The sequence below is a fragment of the Pseudomonas sp. nanlin1 genome (genome assembly GCF_045571515.1).
GTDB lineage: Bacteria > Pseudomonadota > Gammaproteobacteria > Pseudomonadales > Pseudomonadaceae > Aquipseudomonas.
Genome location: NZ_CP124218.1, coordinates 1,259,325 through 1,278,764, shown reverse-complemented (window position 1 = coordinate 1,278,764; position 19,440 = coordinate 1,259,325). Strand labels below are relative to the sequence as shown.

The 19,440-nt window shown below is 57.3% G+C and carries 14 protein-coding genes; 8 read left to right on the top strand and 6 right to left on the bottom strand.

Annotation, left to right across the window (positions count from 1 at the left end):
- Positions 1–12 precede the first annotated feature (12 nt).
- The 5 genes from QCL65_RS05920 to QCL65_RS05900 all read right to left on the bottom strand — a co-directional run bounded on the left by QCL65_RS05920 (position 13) and on the right by QCL65_RS05900 (position 8,511).
- Positions 13–4,587, bottom strand: coding sequence for an alpha-2-macroglobulin family protein (locus QCL65_RS05920; protein WP_407316691.1), 4,575 nt, complete (start codon positions 4,585–4,587; stop codon positions 13–15).
- The gene (locus QCL65_RS05915; RefSeq protein WP_407316689.1) at positions 4,584–5,222 is read right to left on the bottom strand and encodes a DUF1175 domain-containing protein; all 639 of its coding nucleotides are present in this window, start codon (positions 5,220–5,222) and stop codon (positions 4,584–4,586) included. The genes QCL65_RS05920 and QCL65_RS05915 overlap by 4 nt, the downstream gene beginning before the upstream one ends.
- The gene (locus QCL65_RS05910; RefSeq protein ID WP_407315361.1) at positions 5,219–6,994 is read right to left on the bottom strand and encodes a DUF2138 domain-containing protein; all 1,776 of its coding nucleotides are present in this window, start codon (positions 6,992–6,994) and stop codon (positions 5,219–5,221) included. The genes QCL65_RS05915 and QCL65_RS05910 overlap by 4 nt, the downstream gene beginning before the upstream one ends.
- Positions 6,995–7,030: 36 nt before the next feature.
- Positions 7,031–7,813, bottom strand: coding sequence for a YfaP family protein (locus QCL65_RS05905; RefSeq protein WP_407316687.1), 783 nt, complete (start codon positions 7,811–7,813; stop codon positions 7,031–7,033).
- A gap of 332 nt (positions 7,814–8,145) precedes the next feature.
- Positions 8,146–8,511 carry a hypothetical protein gene (locus QCL65_RS05900; protein WP_407315360.1) on the bottom strand — a complete coding sequence of 122 codons (366 nt, stop codon included), beginning with the start codon at positions 8,509–8,511 and terminating at the stop codon, positions 8,146–8,148.
- 292 nt (positions 8,512–8,803) lie between these two features.
- On the opposite strand from QCL65_RS05900, the gene QCL65_RS05895 reads away from it, so the two are divergent.
- The 7 genes from QCL65_RS05895 to QCL65_RS05865 all read left to right on the top strand — a co-directional run bounded on the left by QCL65_RS05895 (position 8,804) and on the right by QCL65_RS05865 (position 15,775).
- Positions 8,804–9,346 carry a DUF4189 domain-containing protein gene (locus tag QCL65_RS05895; protein ID WP_407315358.1) on the top strand — a complete coding sequence of 181 codons (543 nt, stop codon included), beginning with the start codon at positions 8,804–8,806 and terminating at the stop codon, positions 9,344–9,346.
- Positions 9,347–9,418: 72 nt separating this feature from the next.
- A complete protein-coding gene (locus tag QCL65_RS05890; RefSeq protein WP_407315357.1) occupies positions 9,419–9,796 on the top strand; it encodes a hypothetical protein in 378 nt (125 codons plus the stop codon).
- Position 9,797: 1 nt separating this feature from the next.
- Complete coding sequence (locus QCL65_RS05885) at positions 9,798–10,919, top strand: hypothetical protein (RefSeq protein ID WP_407315356.1); 1,122 nt, start codon at positions 9,798–9,800, stop codon at positions 10,917–10,919.
- Positions 10,920–11,191: 272 nt separating this feature from the next.
- Positions 11,192–11,815 carry a response regulator gene (locus tag QCL65_RS05880; RefSeq protein ID WP_407315355.1) on the top strand — a complete coding sequence of 208 codons (624 nt, stop codon included), beginning with the start codon at positions 11,192–11,194 and terminating at the stop codon, positions 11,813–11,815.
- 223 nt (positions 11,816–12,038) lie between these two features.
- Complete coding sequence (locus tag QCL65_RS05875) at positions 12,039–13,655, top strand: ATP-binding protein (protein ID WP_407316685.1); 1,617 nt, start codon at positions 12,039–12,041, stop codon at positions 13,653–13,655.
- 441 nt (positions 13,656–14,096) lie between these two features.
- Positions 14,097–14,957: an ABC transporter permease gene (locus QCL65_RS05870; protein ID WP_407315354.1), complete on the top strand. Its 861-nt coding sequence runs from the start codon at positions 14,097–14,099 to the stop codon at positions 14,955–14,957.
- Complete coding sequence (locus tag QCL65_RS05865) at positions 14,954–15,775, top strand: ABC transporter permease (protein WP_407315353.1); 822 nt, start codon at positions 14,954–14,956, stop codon at positions 15,773–15,775. Before QCL65_RS05870 ends, QCL65_RS05865 begins: the two co-directional genes overlap by 4 nt.
- A 33-nt stretch (positions 15,776–15,808) precedes the next feature.
- Here the strand turns inward: QCL65_RS05865 and QCL65_RS05860 are convergent, their stop codons facing one another.
- A complete protein-coding gene (locus QCL65_RS05860) occupies positions 15,809–16,822 on the bottom strand; it encodes a GlxA family transcriptional regulator (protein WP_407315352.1) in 1,014 nt (337 codons plus the stop codon).
- Between the two features lie 337 nt (positions 16,823–17,159).
- Here QCL65_RS05860 and QCL65_RS05855 point away from each other — a divergent pair, with 337 nt between their 5' ends.
- Positions 17,160–19,424, top strand: coding sequence for a putative bifunctional diguanylate cyclase/phosphodiesterase (locus QCL65_RS05855; RefSeq protein ID WP_407315351.1), 2,265 nt, complete (start codon positions 17,160–17,162; stop codon positions 19,422–19,424).
- Positions 19,425–19,440: the final 16 nt, after the last annotated feature.

Here is a 19,440-nt window from a genome sequence, read left to right as displayed (position 1 = left end):
CGTGAACGCACGTCAGTTGACCTTGATCGAGCCGAATGCAGGTTTTTGCTCAAGCGCCTGATGCTGCGGTGCGTAAACCTGGGTGAAGCGCACTGGCGGCAGATTGAACTGGCCTTTTTGCGAGAAGCGCACCAGGTGCCGCATGCGCAGTTCGCCGCTCAATGCATCCACCGCAATCGCGTAGCCAAGCTGTCCCGGCTCGAAGCGCGCCTTCTCCAGCGCCGCCGCTTGCGTACCCGCCTTGCCCTGGAGTTTGATGCCCCAGGTCGTAGGTTCGACATCAGCGCCAGGTGGCAATGGCACCTCGGTCATGCCGTAGCGCAGAGGTTTGGCAGCCTTGCTGGTGATGATCACTTCGTCCAGATAGAGGCTGTCACTGGAAAGCGGTTTGCCGTCGACGGCTTCGAGAGTGAACGTTAACGCTTCAGTACCCGGTACAAGGCGAGAAAGACGCCGCGTGACGGTCACCGGCATTGGCTCCACTGCGGACTGTCGGGTCTGGTAGCTGAGCAACGCCCGTAGCGGGCGCTCCTGGGCTCCGGCCAACGACAACGATGCCGGCACGGGGCGTGGCCCCTCCCAGGTCCAGTACATTTCGCCGCTGACACCGTAGCGCTTCTTCCAGCCTTCGCCCGGTGCCAGAGCGATGGTCGGCGACGCCTCCTCGATGCTGCGCTGTAGCCAGCTCAACGCCAAGGCACGCTCTAGGGTCGATTGCTGCGCCAGTAAACGCTGGAGCAAGGCACGCGCACGGGCTTGATCAAAACCTTTGAGAGACAGGTTCAAAGCCTCGGCAAATGGCTCGGAACTGACATCCAGGCGCTGCTGCGCGGCCGGCAACTGAAGACTGAACGCTTGCGGCATGACCACCTTGTTCTGTCTGGCCAGCGCAGCCGTCATGACCCGCGCCGCTGCAAGGCCCACAGCAGAATCTGGGGCATTCATGACAATGCTGCCCTCCTCTGTATCCATCACTGTGGCCTGCGCGCCCTCGCCGGCTTTCGCCAGGTCATCCATCAGGCCACTGAGCAACGTATTGACCGGCAATTGCATTTGCCTGGCAAACGAGAGGATCAGCGCGCGTTGCAACAGCGGCGTTTTACCCGCCTGCTTGGCATAGACATCCAGCACACGCTGCCAGTGATCTGGCGGCAGCGCTAACTCCAGCGCCTTGCTCGCGTACCAGTCGGCGTAGTAGGCATAAGCCGTAAGGAACGCGTCCGGCTCACCGCTATAACCCCACCAGGTAAAACTCGCCGACGGCCCTGCCAGCTGCACCAGGCGTAAACGGCTGTTTTGCATGATCAGGCGCAAACGGTCTCTGATTTGCGGGTCAGATGACAGCACCGGGTACGCCATGCCGAGCGGCAGCAAACGGCTGGCTGTCTGCTCGACACCGCCATAGGGATAGCTCAGCAGGTCATCCAGTGCCGAGCGAAACAAGGCTTGCGGGCTGTCGTCCAGGCGCAGCTGAACGGCGGTGGCGTCGGCTGGCAGGGTTAGCGGCGTATCGCCACTGACTGCGTCCAAACTCTGGCTCTGCGTGACTTGCCAGCCCTCACCGGTGGCGGTCAGGCTAACGGCCAGTGCATCAGCGACTTTACCGTCCTGGACCAGCTCGGCGCGCCACTCGCCACTGGTCAGCGGCAATGCAGGCAACGCGATGTAGTTGATGCCTTTGTTCAAGGTCACCGGTAGGCGCTGCTCGGTACCGCCGTAATGGGTCACGAGCTCTGACTTGACCGGCTGGTCGGCCTGGCTGAAGGCGAACACGCCGAGGCCCGGTTGATCGCCGTTACGGAACCGGGTTGGCCCGCTCCACTTGAGGTACAACGGCTTTTCCGAACGTATGAACTGCTTTTTCTGACCAACTTGCCCTGTTTGATCGATGGCCCGGGCAGTGATGCGCCAGCGAGTCAGCGAGTCCGGCATTTTGAAGGTCAAGCGCACTTTGCCGTTGGCATCGGTCACCAATTCAGGCTCCCACGCGGCGGTGTCGACGTCTTCACGCCGCGGGCGCTCCAGTACTTTTACACTGCGATCACTGCGGTTGGCTTTGCCCGGTGCCGTTGGGCTGCCGGGCAGCGCGACATCGTAGCTGATGAAGGACAAACTGGCACTGGTGCGCACGTTGTTGCGGCGCGGGTGGTGAAAGAACTGGTCGATAGCCGGCGCGATTTCCGGCTGCAGCGCATAGATCATTTCGTCCACCACGCTGACCGTCAGGTGCGCGGGAATAGGCTTGCCGGCGAACTGAGTGGTCAAGTCCACCGTCACGGTGTCACCCGGTCGATAAGCGTCTTTGTCGGTAGCGATAGCCACGTCGATCTGCGGTGCAACGACCTTGATCCCGGCGTTCTGGAAGCTGTACTGCCCACCTTTGGTGTACAGGACCGAGAAAGTCAGGTTCGGGGCGAAATGCTCCTGCACGGCAATGCGTACGCGGTACTGGGTATCGTTGAGCCTTTCCAGCTTCAACCAGTCGCCGCCTTTGGACAGCAACGCCGTGGCTTCGACCTTGTCCCGCTCCAGAGACAGCAACGCATCACTGACGGGCTCAGGAAAAGTGATCAGCGCCGAAGCTTCGTCGCCGACTGTGTACTCGGCTTTATCGAAGATGACCTCAACGGTGCCCGCCGCCGCCTTCACGCCATTACCCGTCACCGAGTGCCCGGTGGCCCCCAGCAAATGCCCGTTTTCATCCATCAACGTCAGGTTGTAGGTGCCCGGTTGCTCAAACGTCACGCTGAACCCTTGGTCCGTCGCGACGAGCTTGTCACCGCCGCTGCTCTGGTCTTCCAGGCGCACCCATTTATAGCTGGCAGGCGTGGAGGTTCTGCTTTGCTCGCTGGCGCTTTCACTCCAATAGCTGAAGGCAACTTTCTCACCGACGGCACTGAATCGTTGCGCAACTTTAATGCGGTAACTGGCGGCGCCCCGATCGATCAGTATTTCTTTCGTGGTCCTGACCCGATAAGCCGCGCCGTCACTGGCAAACACAGTCAGCATGTAGCGACTGGGCTTCAAAGCAGGGGGCAGGTCGATGGTTGCGTTGCCTTTGGAGTCAGTGGTGAGTTCGGCGCTTTTCAATTCAACCGGGAATTGCCCGAGGTATTGCAGTTCATTGTCCACGGTCGACAACTGCTGAGCGCGTAGGCTCAAGGTCAGTTTTGCATTCGCGACCGGCTTGCCGTCCGGATAGAGCAAGGTCAGGTTGCCTTGCACTGGCTCGTTGATGCTGTAGTCCTGCTTGGCCAGGTTCAGGGAAATCTCAAAGTGCGGTTTGATGTACTCCGCAACGCGAAATGCGCTGCTGTAGGCTTGATCCCTGTAGCTGAAACGCACCTCGTATCCGCCCGCGACGGCATTATCCGGCAGTTGAAAACGGCCTTGAGCGCCTGCCTTCGAATCAAACTTCAGGGCCAGCGATTGCAGCGCCGTACCGGTTGCATCCAGGATGGTCACATCAACATCAGCAGCGGCGGGCGCAATGGAATCGCGAGCATTTTGGAACTCCCGGCCAACGATCTTCAGCGATACCCAGTCGCCGGGGCGGTATAACGGCCGGTCAGTGAATGCGAAGAGTTTGGTGTCATAGATTTCACTGTCGTAATAGAAATTCTCTGCGACGAAAACGCCGCCCTCCTGGTCTTCACCTATCACGAATGAGCGCTCGGGGCTTTGGTGTTTGAGCCTGAGCAAACCCTGCGCGTCAGTCGCGCCGCTGCTCATGACGCCCAGGCCGTCGGTCCACAGCACATTGACCTTCTCGGCCGGGCTGCCTTGGTTTTTGCGGGCGGCCCAGACCAGAAGCTCATCACCGGCAACCTTGCTCACCGCTACGGTATTGGAGACGAACACCATGGTCGTGGCGCGGTACTTGCCGATCAGCGCCTCCACGAGATACAGGCCGGGTTTCAGCTTACCTAGCGGGATATAGACGTTACCGGGCACGACTTTAATGAACTTGCTTGACGAGCCGTTCAGGTCAACCCCGGCCGGTGGCTGGATCGGCTTTGCCTGCCAGATCGGGTAGCGGAACTGGCTGACCACAGGCAAACCGGGAATCAGTGCGAACTGCGCTTGCGCCTCGTAAGGTGTAGGCGCAGCCATCGCGTTGCCCATCTTCAGTTCAGGTACTTGTTCTGTCACCTGCTTGCGGGACTCATAGGAAAACGCCCGTTGCATCACTCGCCGGGACTGGCGATACCAACTGTCCCAGAGGTACGAGAGGGTGTTGGACAAACCTTCTCCCTTGAACTGCCCCTCACTGACCACACGATGCAGATTTTTCTGGCGCTTGAGGAAGTCCATGGGTTTGTCGATGCGATACACACGGATATCCGCGCCGCCGTAAGGCTCCATGCGGAACCGGCGATAGTCTCGGCCCGGGGCCTCAAGACGTACGGCGGCCTGCTCATCGCTGGAAAAACCGCTGTCGGCCAGCAGAAAAAAGCTTTCTCCCGGCACTGCGCTATAGCCGCTGGGCTCGACGCTATCATCGGCGCTGACGCTGGTCATAGGCAGCAAAAGCGCCAGGGACAATGAAATCAGAGAGCAAATACGCGGCATGCAGGCACCGATCATTGGGAGAGAAAGTTGAGTCGATAGACGCCGATAAAATTCGGGTTGGCAGCGTCGGGTATCCATCGGGTGTCCTTCCATGTCATGAGTTGCTGCAGGCTTGCCGAGCGCATGCCGTTGTCAGTAGGGGTGGTGGTGCCGGTGTGATAGGCGATGTAGCGGCCCATCCAGATCATCAGGTGCTGGTCGTCGCCCTGATCGAAAAACATCAGATCACCCGGTCGGGCCTGAGCCATGTCGCGCCCTACCAGATGACTGTTGAACTGAATCAATTTGATCGCATTGACGTAGGGGCCGGTTTGTCCGTCGCCTTGCTGCCATTGCTGGGCGAGCCCGCGTTGAGCGTCGCTCAGTGGCATCTCGGGCGGCAGGTAACGGTTGGACAAACCATTGCTGCGTAGCCATTTATCGTCATGTACCTTCAGCGCTTCATTGCTGGCAAAGCGCACCAGGCCAGCGCAATCCTGCTGATACCAGCGCGGGCTGGGGCCCTGGGTCAATTGCTCCTGCGCAATGCGCACAAACCAGGCACGAAACACCTGAGACTGCTGTGCGTCGAGCGCTGGCACCGCACTGGCAAACGCAGGGCTGCCGAGCAGTATCGCCAGCAGAGCGAGACCTCGCCCCAGCGCAATCACAGCGGCTTCCACTCCAGTGGCAACCACTGCCAAAGGCCATCGGGTTCAGCGCCTTTTGGCAATGTCAGGGCGTACTTGCCGTAACCACCGAGGCTCCTGAGTTTCGGAATCAGATGAGTCTGCGCAGCGTTATAAAAAACCGGCTCCATGTCTTTGGGCAGGCTGCTCAGTGATTCCCGTTGGAGGAGTTGCGCAATCGCGCCTGGGTTGAAATAGACCGGAACCAGTTGATCGCCTGGAAGCACGTCAGCCAGAGGCGGGAAACGTTTGTCGAGGGTGCCGACAGCTTTGTCCACGAGTTGGTCGTCAAGGGAAAACAGCAATGTCGAACCGTGACGCGCCAGGCTGACCTTCATGAACGCATTGCCACTGACCGCGTCAGGATTCTCCGCTTCCTTGGCCAGATACGGACCAAAACGGGTGCTGACCTGGCGCTGCCACTGATGGCTATCGCCCTGCTGCTTCTCGACTACCGGGAATACATGACCCTCGGCGTTTGCTTCGTAGGCGCCGACCATAGAACCGAACAGCTTGCCCAGATCGCCGTCAAGACTGGCACTGTTCTGGTCGCTCAGATGGGCAACCAGCAACGGCGTGTACAACCGTGAATCGGCGTACCAGCAAAGACCCGCTGCATCGGAGAGGTGCGCAGTGAGCGCTTGCGCCACCGGCTCTTGTGCTCCAAGCTTCACCAGCAACGGTTTCTGTTGCCCGGCGGCAAGGGGCAAGGCCACGCACGCGCTGGCCCCTATGGGCATCGCCTGCCAGATGGGCTTGAAATCAAAACCTGGCTGCTGGTCGGTTTCGTTCATCGCCAGAAAGCTGTGCCAGCCCTTCTCGTCCATTTCAAAACGCAGGCCGGCGAAGTTCGGAATGAAGCGCTGATACCCCATGGCCAGAACACTGGCATTGACTGACAGGCGTTGCTTGACCTGCGGCGCGCGCGGCTGCAGCCCAAATGCTTCGGTAAATAGTTTTTCACCACGCAGTAACGCGGCGAGGGCCTCGGGCGAAATACTGCCAGACGCCAGGGCGGACTGTTCAGTTGCCTGCCCCGCAGGCTGACCCATGCTGGAAGGCGCTTGCCCATACAGCGTCGAATCACGCCCCGCGATTTTATTAGGGTTGGACACCACCACCAGCTTGTCGCCATAGGAGGCGAACGCCAGCGACTTGCTGGCGTTGTAATTCAGAAGGTAGAGCGGCACTTCATCGGCGCCGATCTTTACCACACCGATTTCGCTCAACTGCGGGTCGTAGAGCACCTTGAGCAATTGCTCCAGCATCTTGGCTATGCCGCCACGATCCATAACCATGAGGAAATCCTTGAGCCGACCATCCTTGCCGCGCCACAACGCGATATCCGCAGGCTGATCGAGGAGTTGCTCGATCAGAGTGTCCTGCAAGGTCAGCTCATATTCGTAGATGATTCTGCGCAGGCTACCGACCAACCCGAGACGATCAGCATGGGTTTCGTAATAGAAAACGAAATCTTCGGTCAGTGTGTCCCTAAGGAAAGGTACCGCCAGCAAATCCTTAGGCAGCTGGCTCAAGGATGTGGTTTCCAACAAACCATCCGGGCGGCTCAAACGCAGTTTGTCACTGGCGATTTCCGCCATTGGCGCGTTGGGTTTGTGCATGAACCAGCCCATTGCACCGGCAACACCGGCGACCACACACAGCCCGCCCAACAGCCATGGCCAGCGTCGGACAGGTTTGACGACGGGTGCGCCAGTTGGCTCGGAAGTCGCTGAGGTCGAGTTATCGCTCATGTTCACAAAACCCAATTCATCCGTGGGACGGGATGCTCAATAGTTGAATGTCTTGACCAAGAGCAGGTCACCGATGCCCCGCAAAGGCACGATGAATGTCTCGCGTTTTTCGTTAACGGTGTTTTCGTTGAGCACGAGGTTGATCTGCGACGTGATCACTTCTTTTTCGTTACTGGCTTCATCGAAGTTGTAACCGCCGCCACTGCTGTAGTTACCCCAGTAATTCACGTAAATCAGATAGGTGCCCTGCAACGGCGCCGTCATGGTGAACATCTCGGGGCCAGGTCCGTCCACGCTGTCGGTATCCAGACCGCCGCCGTTGCTCAGCACTGGATGGGCGAAGAACGCGTGCTGGCCGTCGGGGGTAACGATGTGCAAGTCGAGCTCGGCATTTGGATCATCCCAACCCAGAACGACACGGATGCGTGCTGGCGTGCGCTGGTTGTTGGCTTCATAAAACTGCACGCGCTTGAGGGATTTACCTTCGGCGCTGCGCACCTCGACACTGTTGGAGCCCGCACCAAAGGCGTATGGCCGGGCAAAGCGCCCCTGCTCATCCGTATAAAGGTTCAAAGGGTTGCCGTTGACCGCGAGCACATTGGGGCCGCGTTGTTTGCCAAGAGCCTTGATCTGGCCCTCGATCATGGTGCGATTGCGCTGTCCGCCGCGGTCGATGGGAGGTGTGGGATACGCGACTCGTGGGGTTTCACTTCGATCCAGAAGGCCGTTATAACGCCAGCCACCCACGGGCTCCGTGAGTGCAGAAGATGACTCGGCGCAAGCCGTCGTCACCGAGGCAAAGGTAAACATGAGCGCCATCACACAACTCACCGGCGCGCTTCCAAACAGCTTGTCACTGGTCCCGCGCATGAAAGCATCCTGTTTTTTATGCGAATTAAACGCTAAGTCCATAACGCGCAACGCCAGCGCCCCCGAGCAATGGGGCACGGAAATGCCGAATAAATCTTATGTGTGCTGACACCCGCATGGGTATAAAGCGCAGGAACAATTGCCAGCCATTATTCTTGGAGGCCAGCCAAGCTTTCAATAGCACACATGTACTATGTTTTATCGGGGTTGCTGACTTCACGATAGGTTCAGGGCTGCGACTCGATTGCCATACCTGTGGCAACATAGTTATAAGACCTGTGTCAACTACCGAAATACCAGCTCTTCGACAGACGGGTGCACCCTGAGCCCAGCGCTTTCGCCTCTCTAATGATATTTTGGGTGTCGACCTGGAGATTGACCGTGCAGTAGTGATTCACACGCTTGTAGTCGTAGGTGTAAACAATGATAGGACGACCCGAGTCAACATCCTGATATGAACCTGTTTGCACCGGCACGTCTTCGTAGTAAGCCAGCGCTTCCCATTGGTATAACCCCCCGCCACTGCCCGGAATGGAATCGGCAATGATGCTGGGCACAGGTGTTGGCTCATACACGGGGTTGCCCATGGTAGAGAACAAAAAACCTTTTGCTTCATTGACGTCTTTGCCTATTAGCTGGTTGATCATTTCGCGCTCTGGATGAAGGCTAACGCAACCCGAAACAGACATAACTATTAAAGCTGCCACTGCCATCTTTACCATTATTTCAGTCCTGCCCTTGCAAGGTATTCAGCATACTGATTCAACCAGCCAGTCATTCATTAAAGTCCGAAACATTAATAAACAAGGGCGTGCGTACTTGAGTGCTTCGGTCCGATAATTCCTTCTCTAATGGTGGATCGCTTAGTCAGCGTTTATCAATAGCACATGTGTACTATTGTCCCAGTGACTGAGCGCGCGCTAACGTCGACTCTGAATAATGAACCGTCGCTATCGATGCGCCGCTTACCTCACTTTTCTTCGAACAGGTCATGTAATGCGTCGCACCCATTTGTGTTGGTTACTTGCACTTCTTGCGTCTCACTCCGCCGTTGGTCAGACAGCGTGCCCTGCCGGGGTCGCGCCGGGCAGTCCGCAGTGCGGGCCTGACTCAGGCACCTCAAGAGGTGAGCCGCCTGCCCCTCGCTATACAGGTGAATGGATTAAAACCTGGGGGGCTTTGGCAAAAAATGCGGGCGGCGATGTCGGATTCGCCATGGGAAAGTACTCTAAAAAAGAAGCCGAATCTGAAGCAGTCCAACGCTGTGAGTCGTTCGATTCGGGAAGTTGTAAAGTCTTTGAGGTGATCTACAACCAATGTGTAGCTGCTGCGACTCCGCCGTCCGGCGCTACCGGTGTTGCGGTTGCGGGTAGCAAGGAGAGAGCGTCTGAACTGGCAAAAGAAACATGTGAAAAGACATCCGGGCAGTCTTGCAGAACGATACTCGCCGAGTGCAGCAAACCCGTATTTGAAAAATTTTAAGCATTGATTCACTCCAGAGCACATTCCTCTGCACATCCTTACGCGCAACTAAAACTAAACAGGTGGAACATCATGGCCCCCAATAAAACACTGATCCAGGCACTTAGCGCTGTTACGGCAGTGCTGTTACTGCAAGGCTGCGGAATGATCGCGTCGAAAACGGTCAGCGATAGCGGCCTGCAGGAAAAGGCAGCCGTCACACTTAATACCACGCCTGAGAAAGTGCGGATTTTTGACAAGCGCGCCGAGCTCGACTCAGTGAAGTTCAAAGCACAGACAAACAAGGGTGTTTACAACTGCTACTACACAACCCTCGTCGCCCTTGATTCGGACACGCTGTGTTCTGGTCCTGTCGAGGGTTCTGCAAAGCAGACCGGCAACCAAGCTCCGGCACCGGCCGCCGCCCCCGCAAACTGTAATGCATTGTTGAAAGCTGCCGGACGTTGCTGAAATGAGTACGCTATCGACTCACGTCCTCCTGCTGTTTAGCGCCAGTATAGGTGGCGTAGCGCTGAGCGGCTGCGTACCGGCGACATCGTCGCCCTACGCGGCTTACTCGCCGTACGGCAATACTCAGGCAGTTCCAGCGCAGCCTGCCTCCCGATTTGCCCAAAATAACGCAAAAGATGAAATGCTTGCGCAGTTCAAAAGTGCAGGCAAAGCGATCCTTGTTGTGCCCAGCCCCAGCCTGGATAGCCTGCACACTGACTTTCAGAACAACGACTCCATCGCCGTTTTCCTGAGAATGCGCTCAGGCACCACCGAATGGACGAATACTTCGCGTCCCGCTTCGATGTTCAAGGTGGGGTACGACGCCAAAAACAGCGGCGACGAGGTCGACCCGAAACATTCTTACTTTCAGGTGGTTTTCGGGCGGACGCTGTACAAGATCTACCTGGTCGATCCAGGCCATTACTCAATCAGCGGTGTGAGCTACAACTTGCCCCGAACGCGTGGTTTTGAAACCCCCGGTGGGCGCAATATCAGCCCATCGCCCCTAGGCCATGCGATGCTCAAATCCTTCACAATCGATGAGTTCGAGCACGGCAAAAAATGGCAAGACGCAACGTACCGCAATGAGACAGTGCAGGAGGATTACTGCACCTCAAGACGCGTGGTTAACAATGAATGCACCAGTTGGGGGAAATCATCTTATGACGTCAAGCAACAGACCTCCGAAGCTGGCTGGGTACCCAGCATCCAGCAGAACACCCTTGAAGCCCGTTCGGTCAAGGTCGCGCTGAACAAGGAATTTGCCACGTTCGATATCGCCGCTGGCGAAGTCATTCTGATCGACGGTTTATTTGCAGAACCACCCGCCGCAACGTTCGAAAACAAAAGCTGCAAGCAAGCGGATCAAGAGCAGATGCGTTGTGAGCTAAAACAAGTTTCCCTGGTGCAAATGCTAGGGGAACTCGAAGAGGTCAGGAAAGCCGATAACCCTGCTGACTGGGGCATGCCTAAACTGGCGGAGACGCTGAAAGGGCTTACTTATCGGCCAATCCAGATCAAAGCCCGTGAAGTCCAGGGCGATTCGGCCTGGGGCCCGAGCTATGCCTTGAAGGCCGAGTAGAGCTACGCCATCAAGTGGCAAAGACCGGGGTTTGAGATAAAAAGCTCGGGTCTTTCGCCTGCTAGTCATTTTTGATATCCGCTCCCCACTGCCTATTTGGCAGGCGATGCCCACCCCTTCTCCCTCCTTAGGTAAACCACGCGCAAATCTGGATGAAAAATCCCCTTCCCGTTGCAACTTTTCGATAAAACCACGTTCTGATTGCGTATCCTTTTTGATACAGATCGCACCCTCGTATGTATGATGCTCCCTTGGATCACGGAGACAGACGAATGTCGTGCAGAATTATCGTGGCTGACGACCACCCGCTGTTTCGTGAAGGTATGTTTCGGACCATCGAGCGGCTGCTGCCCGGGTCGATCATAGAGCAAGCCAGCAATCTCGATGAGGTGCTGGCATTGGCCCGATCCGGCATTGAAGTTGATACGTTATTTCTGGATTTGCATTTCCCTGGTTTGAGTTCAATGCAGGCTATTAGCGAATTGCGCGCGGAATTCAAACGCACGTCGATCATTGTGGTGTCCATGGTCGATGATCTGGAAACTATCGACCTGGTCATGGCACATGGCGCGGACGGGTTCATCGGCAAGAACATCGACCCCCAGGAAATTGCAGAATCCATCCTCGCTATTCGTGAAGGCGAGATTGTCGTCAAATACAAACCCGGCGGTTCGATCCTTAACGATGCTGACGTGAAGATTCTCAGCCACCTGACAGCTCGCCAGAAGCAGGTACTGAGCCTGGTGGCGTCTGGAAAAACCAACAAAGAAATCGCCAAAGAACTGGGTGTGTCACCTTTTACTGTGCGCATCCATGTATCCAGCCTGCTCAAGGTCTTGGGCGTACCGACACGTTCAGCTGCCGCCGCTCAGTTTTCCAGCCTGGTTATCCGCTAACGCAGGCTGACTCCCGGTCGGCCTCGACGTTTAAGACGACCATTGCCCGCCCGGTTGCTGCATGGCAGCTAAAAGCATACGGACCACCTCTTCAAGGGAAGAGAAAAGAGTCCGGTGTTATAACCGTAGTGTTTGATCCAGCCTGGCAATCTTTCAGTCAATACCAGGATAAGGCGCAACGATGTCAATGATATCGATACTCACCAAATGCAAAGACCTGGAGATGATTCAGGCTTTATTGCGCATGGCGGTGATTGCCACCTCCTCGCTGTACACGCTGATCGCCTATGCAATGGACGATATGACGGCTACGCGGATGTGGGTGATTCTGGCTTATTGCTTCGGCTTCGGTATCGTCAACACGGGGTTGATCATACGCATTGCGCAAAGACCTGGCGCTTCGACTCCGCGCAGGATGTTTGCTCTGGTGGTCGACAATATGGCCGGGATCGTCACGATTACCGTCGGGGGCGAAGCGATGCTGCCTGTGTATTCGGTGATGTTGAGCATGACGGTAGGCTACGGCATGCGCTACGGGCGCACATACCTGTTGCTGGCCACCGGTTTCGCCCTGGCCTCCCTGGCGCTGATCATCCAACTCACACCTTTCCTGCAGCAACACCCCGCCGTGGCGGTGATGATGATCTTGACGATGCTGGTGCTGCCGTTATTCGTTTACTTCTTGCTCTCGCGTTTGCATATCGCACTTGAGGAAACCCAGGCTGCGAATGAGGCCAAGTCACGCTTTCTGGCACAAGCCAGCCATGACTTGCGTCAGCCGATTCACTCCATCAGCTTGTTCACTGCCTGCCTGCGCGACGGGCAATTGGGTAATGATGAGCGGCGACTGGTCGACAATATTGACCGGGCCTTGAGCGCTGTCGAGCAACTCTTCCGCTCGCTGCTGGATATCTACACCCTTAATCAGGGCGATATGAAGCCACATTTGCAAACCATCGATGTCGATGCACTACTGAGCAATCTGGTGAGTCAGAACAGTGAAGGTGCCAACTGGGCAGGGGTTGAAGTACGACTGCGGCCGTGCCGCCAACATGTACGATGTGACGCCGCGCTATTGCGTACCCTGGTGCAGAATCTGCTTTCCAACGCTTTCAAATATGCACCCGACAAGCCGGTGCTAATTGGCTGCCGACGGCACAAAGGCCAACTGAGCATTGGCGTTTACGACCTTGGCCGCGGGATATCGGCGGAACACCTGCCGCACTTGTGCAACGAGTTTTATCGGGTTCGCGAGAAGCGCGATCAGGACATCGAGGGCGTGGGCCTGGGACTGAGCATTGTCAGCCGTATAGCCCGATTATTGAAACTTCAGCTGAGCATCAAGTCACGCCCGGACTGTGGCACAGCCGTGATCATTCATGGCTTGCCCATCGTGCCCGCCAATGCAGTGGCTCCAGCGCCTGATATCGACTGGAACAAACGCCTGCTCGGTGGCTTACGTGTATTGCTAATCGAAGATAACCACAACGTTCTGCAAGCGACCGCGATGTTGCTACGAAAATGGGGTTGCGATGTGCAAACAGCGTCAGCGATCCCGCAAAACCGCGTGGATTGCGACCTTGTCGTCACCGACTTCGATCTTGATCGTACCGCGACCGGTGCCGACAGCATTGCTTATCTGCGCGAACTGCACGGCCGTCGGATACCTGCGATCGTCATTACCGGTCATGAGCTACAGCATGTCCAGCAGTCACTCAACGATCCGGATATTCCGATACTGTCCAAACCCGTGCGCCCCGCTGAACTTCGCTCTTTACTGCTCAGCTTTAAAATGAACCAGATACAAGACTTGGATTACGCGACGCCTGCATTGAACTGATGTCCTAGGCTTAATCCCCCCCTTTCAATAGGCGCCGAAGACACGCGCGCGCCTTGCCGTTGTTAATACTGCAAACTTAAAGCTTTATATAAACCCTAGACCCGAGGAACGTGCAAAGTTCAAGGGCCATGACTGCCACAGATTAATGTGCTGAACCTAACACTTCCCGCGCAAGGCAGAAATAGTACAGGTGTACTATTTCAAATATTGGCCGTTGATTTACTTTAGGCATTCAGAAGACTTCCAAGTCAAACGTGCATGGCAGCATGCCATTTAACTGCCACCTGCACCGTTTGCTCGAGCCTGGGCCGAGCAGACTTTCTTATTCTCAAGACATGGACATCCAATGCTTATCGATCCCCCCCTCGGCGAACGGGCGCCAGTTGCGACAGAGCCGGCCACTGGCAATCCTCAACCTGATCTCGCCGAGGAGTGCGCCGTATGTTTCGCTTGTTGAGCCTTGGCCTTTTGCAGGCCTTGATGGTTGTATTACTGGTCGCGGCACTGACTTTTTTGTCAATTATCGCTCAGAGCGATGCAAGTTTGCCGCCTGATCAGTCAGTCATGTTGCTTTATTTCGGCCGGATCGGTGAACTGCTGAGCGTTGAGCTGGGCAACTCGTTGGTCTCGGGTAAACCCGTGCTGGATACGGTTATTCATGGCTTGGGGCGTTCGATTCCCTTGGCCTTCGGCGCAGTGATACTTGCCTTGTTGATCGGGACACCGTTAGGGATCATGGCGGGCTTGCATAGGGGTGGATGGCTGGATCGCGCACTGCTTATCATCTCCACCGCGATCCGGGCAATTCCGCAATTTGTCCTGGGCGTGATTCTTATATTGATCTTTGCCGTGGCCCTGACGGTACTTCCGCCTCACGGGCACGCCACATTCGCTCACTCGATCCTGCCAACGGCCACCCTCGCTGTAGGTTTGGTGGCAGTGTCTTCAAGTGTCGTGCGAGATGCCACTTTAGCCGCCACTTCAGCGCCCCATTACGCGGCCGGACGCCTTCAAGGACTCAGCGCATTCACCGTGTTCAGCCAGCACGGCTGGCACGCCATAAGAGGCCCCTTGGTGACCGGCCTTAGCGGCCAACTCGTGTATCTGATGGAAGGCATCATTGTCGTTGAGACGGTTTTTGCCTGGCCTGGCATTGGCCTGGAACTGGTGCGCGCTATTGTCGAGCGCGACTCACGAATGATGCAGGGTAGCGCTTTGGCTATCGGGCTAATGTTCGTGCTCCTCAAAACCATTGTTGACCTGGCAAACCACTGCATCGATTCTCGCCGGAGAAACCTATGAGCCACGAAGCCGCTGTTAAGAGCAACTTTCCTGCTATGCATGCCCTGCCCCGCATCATTGGGTTCTCCATTCTCGCATCGCTGATACTGTTTGCGGTACTCGTGCCCTTGATCTGGGGCGTGGACACTGGGGAACAGGACCGCGCGGCGCTGCTGTCAGGTCCTACCCCTGGACATCCCCTAGGCACTGACGAACTGGGGCGTGACATGCTCGCGCGGCTAGCCGCCGCTGTAGGCCTGTCAATAGGGTTTGCGCTTTTGAGTGTGATCGCAGCTGCAATACCCGGAATACTTTTGGGCGTCCTGGCTGGCTGGACCGGCGGCTTTATAGATAAGTGTCTTAGCCTGTTATCCGCGCTGTTTCTCGTCTTGCCCGGATTACTGTGGGTGTTACTCGTTGCCGCGATATCTCCGGGAAATCTTCTGGCAGTATATGGCGCTGTCGTACTGGTGTTATGGGCTGAATACTTGCGTATGACGCGCGCACTTACACGCACAGTGCTGGCTTCGCCTGCCGTGGCAGACAGCCACCTGCCGGGGCACGGCCCACTCTATGTGATACGCCGCCAGGTATGGCCTGAACTGTCATCACGATTGGTGAGCACCTCGGCGTTTGCTGCGGCTTCAGCCATCCTGGCTTTAGCAACACTGGCCTATTTGGGCGCAGGCGTCAGCCCTCCCACCGCGGAGCTTGGACTCATGATCACCCAGCTTATGCCGTATTACTCCGCCGCACCTTTGAGCTTCGCACTGCCGATATTGGTGATCTTCCTCACGGTGCTTTCACTCTTGATGATTGGCAGCGGACGCAGGCCATGAAACTTCTTTTCAAAGCACATGCGCTAGGCGCGCTTATTTGACCCGGCGTATTTCCTTAGAAGGCCGATAGCCAAAATAGGCGCTGTAGCACTTGCTGAAATGGCTTGGCGACACAAAACCGCAGGCCACCAGCACCTCCACTTGGGACAGTTCGGTGTGTTGCAGCAATCGCCGCGCCTCGGTAATGCGTAATTCCAAGTAGTAACGTTGCGGGGTGGTGCCCAGTTGTTCTTTGAACAAGCGTTCGACCTGACGCCGGGAACGCCCGACATAGGCCGCCAATTGCTCCATCTCCAGGGGTTCTTCCAGGTTGGCGTCCATCAGTTTGACCACTTCACGCAAAGGCGCACTGACCGAAAGGTGCGGCGACGCCTTGATCCGCCGGTAGCGTGACTCTTCGAAAGACAGGATGTCTTCGATACCTTCCACCAAGGCTTTGTCGTGCAGGGTTTTGATCCATTCCAGCGCCATATGGTAAGCGCCGGCCGGGCTGGCGGCGGTCAGCCGATCGCGGTCCACTACGAACGGCTCACTGGTGACGTGGGCGACTTTGGATAATTCGGCAAGGGCCGGGCGGTGCTCTGGGTGAATGGCGCAGCGGTAGCCGTCGAGCAATCCGCATATGCCCAGAAACCAGGCACCGTTCCACAGGCCGGCCAGGGTGATATCCGCTTCGGCGGCGCTGCGCAGCAGGTGCGATAGCTCGGGGCTGGCGTTGAGGGGGGTGCGGTAGCCGCCGCAGATGACCAGCAGGTTAAGGCCGTGCAGCCCCTCCATGTTGAGGCGCGCGTCGGGTTTGATCACCAGGCCCAGGTCGCTGGTCACCTCCCCGTCCTGCATGGCGAACGTCTGCGCAGTGAAGAGCGCCGGGCGCAGTAGGTTCGCCGTGACGATGGTGTCCAGCGCCTGAGTAAAGGCGGGTAGCGAGAAATGTTCGAGCAGAAGGAAGCCGACCTTGGCCTGGCCGGAAAAGCCACGGCACTCCCCCTCCAGGTAGCGCAGGTTCTTGCCTTTCATGCCGCCGCTGAATTGTCGTCGTTCTGTCATGCAAGGCACCTGCGGGCCTTAGGTCCGATAATTATTATAGTCAAGAGCTCGGGGGCGAGGCCCCCTCCTACGTTCAGTGATACATTTGAATATCATATATGTCGCTGACTGTAGGATGGGGGCTTGCCCCCGATCTTTTGCCCCTGCAAACACAAATTTTCCAGACACCACGAAACGGACCGTCAGAAGGCCGCGTGGCGTGGCTATGGATCGAGAGCTCGGGGGCAAGGCCCCCTCCTACGGGGCCGCGCGCCCAGGAAAAAGACCACCGGCACACCTCAGGAAATAACCACCCAGGCCGATACATCTCCGTACCCAGCGCAGGAACTATTAGCCCATGAATGACCCGATTCATATCACTGGCAGGGTGTTGCCCTCCAACCGCGATGACCTTGAACACGTCTTGCAGGCGGCGGGGCACGCAGTGAGTTGCGCGGGTGGCTTGCTGATGGCCGGAGACGCGCTGGGTTGGGACAAGGTGACCAGCTTCGGCGGCGACCTCAAGGCTAACCTGGGGATGCCCACCGAAGCTTGGCTGAGGATGGCAACTTCCTACGGCGATGTGGTACGGGTGGGGGTCGATATGCCAGCCCACAAGCTGGATGACGGCGCCGCCCAGATCGCCGTCTGCGTGGCCATTCGTGGGGCTCAGCAAGAGCTGTTGGGGGCTTTCCTGCTCACCGCTCCGGCGACTTCGGCAGACCTCAGCCCAGCCCAGCGCTACGCGCTGCAAACCCACGCTGCGCACATGGGCGGCTATCTGAAGCCGAGCCTGCGCCCGGAAGCCATCGAGCAGGACAAGCGCACGGTCGAACGCCTGCGTTTACTGGAGTCGGTGGTGATCAATGCGAAAGATGCAATCCTGATCACCGAAGCCGAGCCCATCGACCGCCCCGGGCCGCGGATTGTCTACTGCAATCCGGCCTTTCTGGAGGTCACTGGCTTTAGCGAAACAGAAGTGATTGGGCAAACCCCGCGGATCCTGCAATGCGCTGAAACCAGCCGGGAAACATTGGACCAGATCCGCCACGCGTTATCCCATTGGCAACCTGTGGAAGTCGAGCTGATCAACACCCGCAAAGACGGCAGCCGGTTCTGGGTCGAACTCAGTATTGTGCCCGTGGCCAACGAAAAGGGTTGGTTTACCCACTGGGTCTCGGTGCAGCGGGATGTCACCGAGCGCAAGGAAGCCCAGCGGTTCGCCCAGCAGGCACGTGTCGAATGGGAAGAAAAGCTGGCCCTGCAAAGCCGCCTGGAAGAGCGCGAACGCATCGCTGATGAACTGTCCTATATCGCGTTTCATGACGAGCTGACAGCGCTCTTCAACCGTACCTACTTGATGAGCGAGTTGCAAAAAACCTTCAGCCAACCGGCCCTGGCCAATGACCGGGCGACCATCTTGTTTCTCGACCTGGATGGCTTCAAGCTGGTCAACGACAGCCTGGGCCATATGGCCGGCGACCAACTGTTGACCTGGGTCGCACGACGCTTGCAAGCCTGCATTAGAAGCACCGACGTACTTGCCCGAATCGGCGGCGATGAGTTCGCCATCTTGGTGATGGGGGAAGACCAACCGCAAGTGGCCCTCGACCTGGCCAAGCGCATCGTCGCCCAGTTACACACGCCGATGAGCCTGGAAGGCCAGGACATTTTTATCTCTTGCAGCATTGGCGTGGTCACTGCCGACGCCAGCCACGAGAACCCCGAAGACCTCCTGCGCGATGCCGACGTCGCCATGTACGCGGCAAAAAAACAGGGCCGGGGGCGCTGGAGTATTTTCGACTCATCGATGCGCAAAGCAGTGATCGATGCGCTGGTCATCCAGAACGCCTTACGGCAGTCGGTGACCCACAAAGAGTTTCTGGTGTTTTACCAGCCCATTTACTGTGGCAGCGGCGCGCAGCTGATCGGCGTCGAGGCACTGGTGCGCTGGGCCCACCCGCAACTGGGCATTGTGGCTCCTGACGTGTTCATATCGATTGCCGAGGACCTGGGGCTGATCCAAGAGCTGGGCGCCTGGGTGATGCGCAAGGCCTGCGCGCAAGTGCAGACCTGGCGCAAGGATTACCCCGACCTGGACCTCAAGCTGAACGTCAACGTCTCTGGTAAAGAGTTGAATCGCCCAGGCTACGCAGCCCAGGTGGCGCAGATCCTGAGCGACACCGGCCTACTCTCCACGCAATTGCAGATCGAAGTCACCGAGTCAGTGTTCTTGCAGCAACCGGAGTCGGTGGCCCACACCCTGGAGGACATCCGTTGCCTGGGCGTGCGGGTGGCCCTGGATGACTTTGGTACCGGCTACAGCTCCTTGGGCTATATCGACCGTTTCCCCATCGATGCGGTGAAGATCGACCGCTCCTTCGTTTCGCGGATGATGTCCTACCCGCGCAGCGAAGCCATCGTCGAGAGTATTTTGTCCCTGGGCCGCGCCCTGCAACTGGACATCACCGCCGAAGGTATCGAAACCGCCGCCCAGTTCGAGCGCTTGCGCGATATGCAGTGCCCTTACTTCCAGGGCTACTTTTTCAGCCCGCCGGTACGCCCTGAAGGCTTGGTGAAGCTCATCACTGCCGCACGCCTGAAGGCCCAGGCGAACCCATAGACAGGCACAGGCGCGA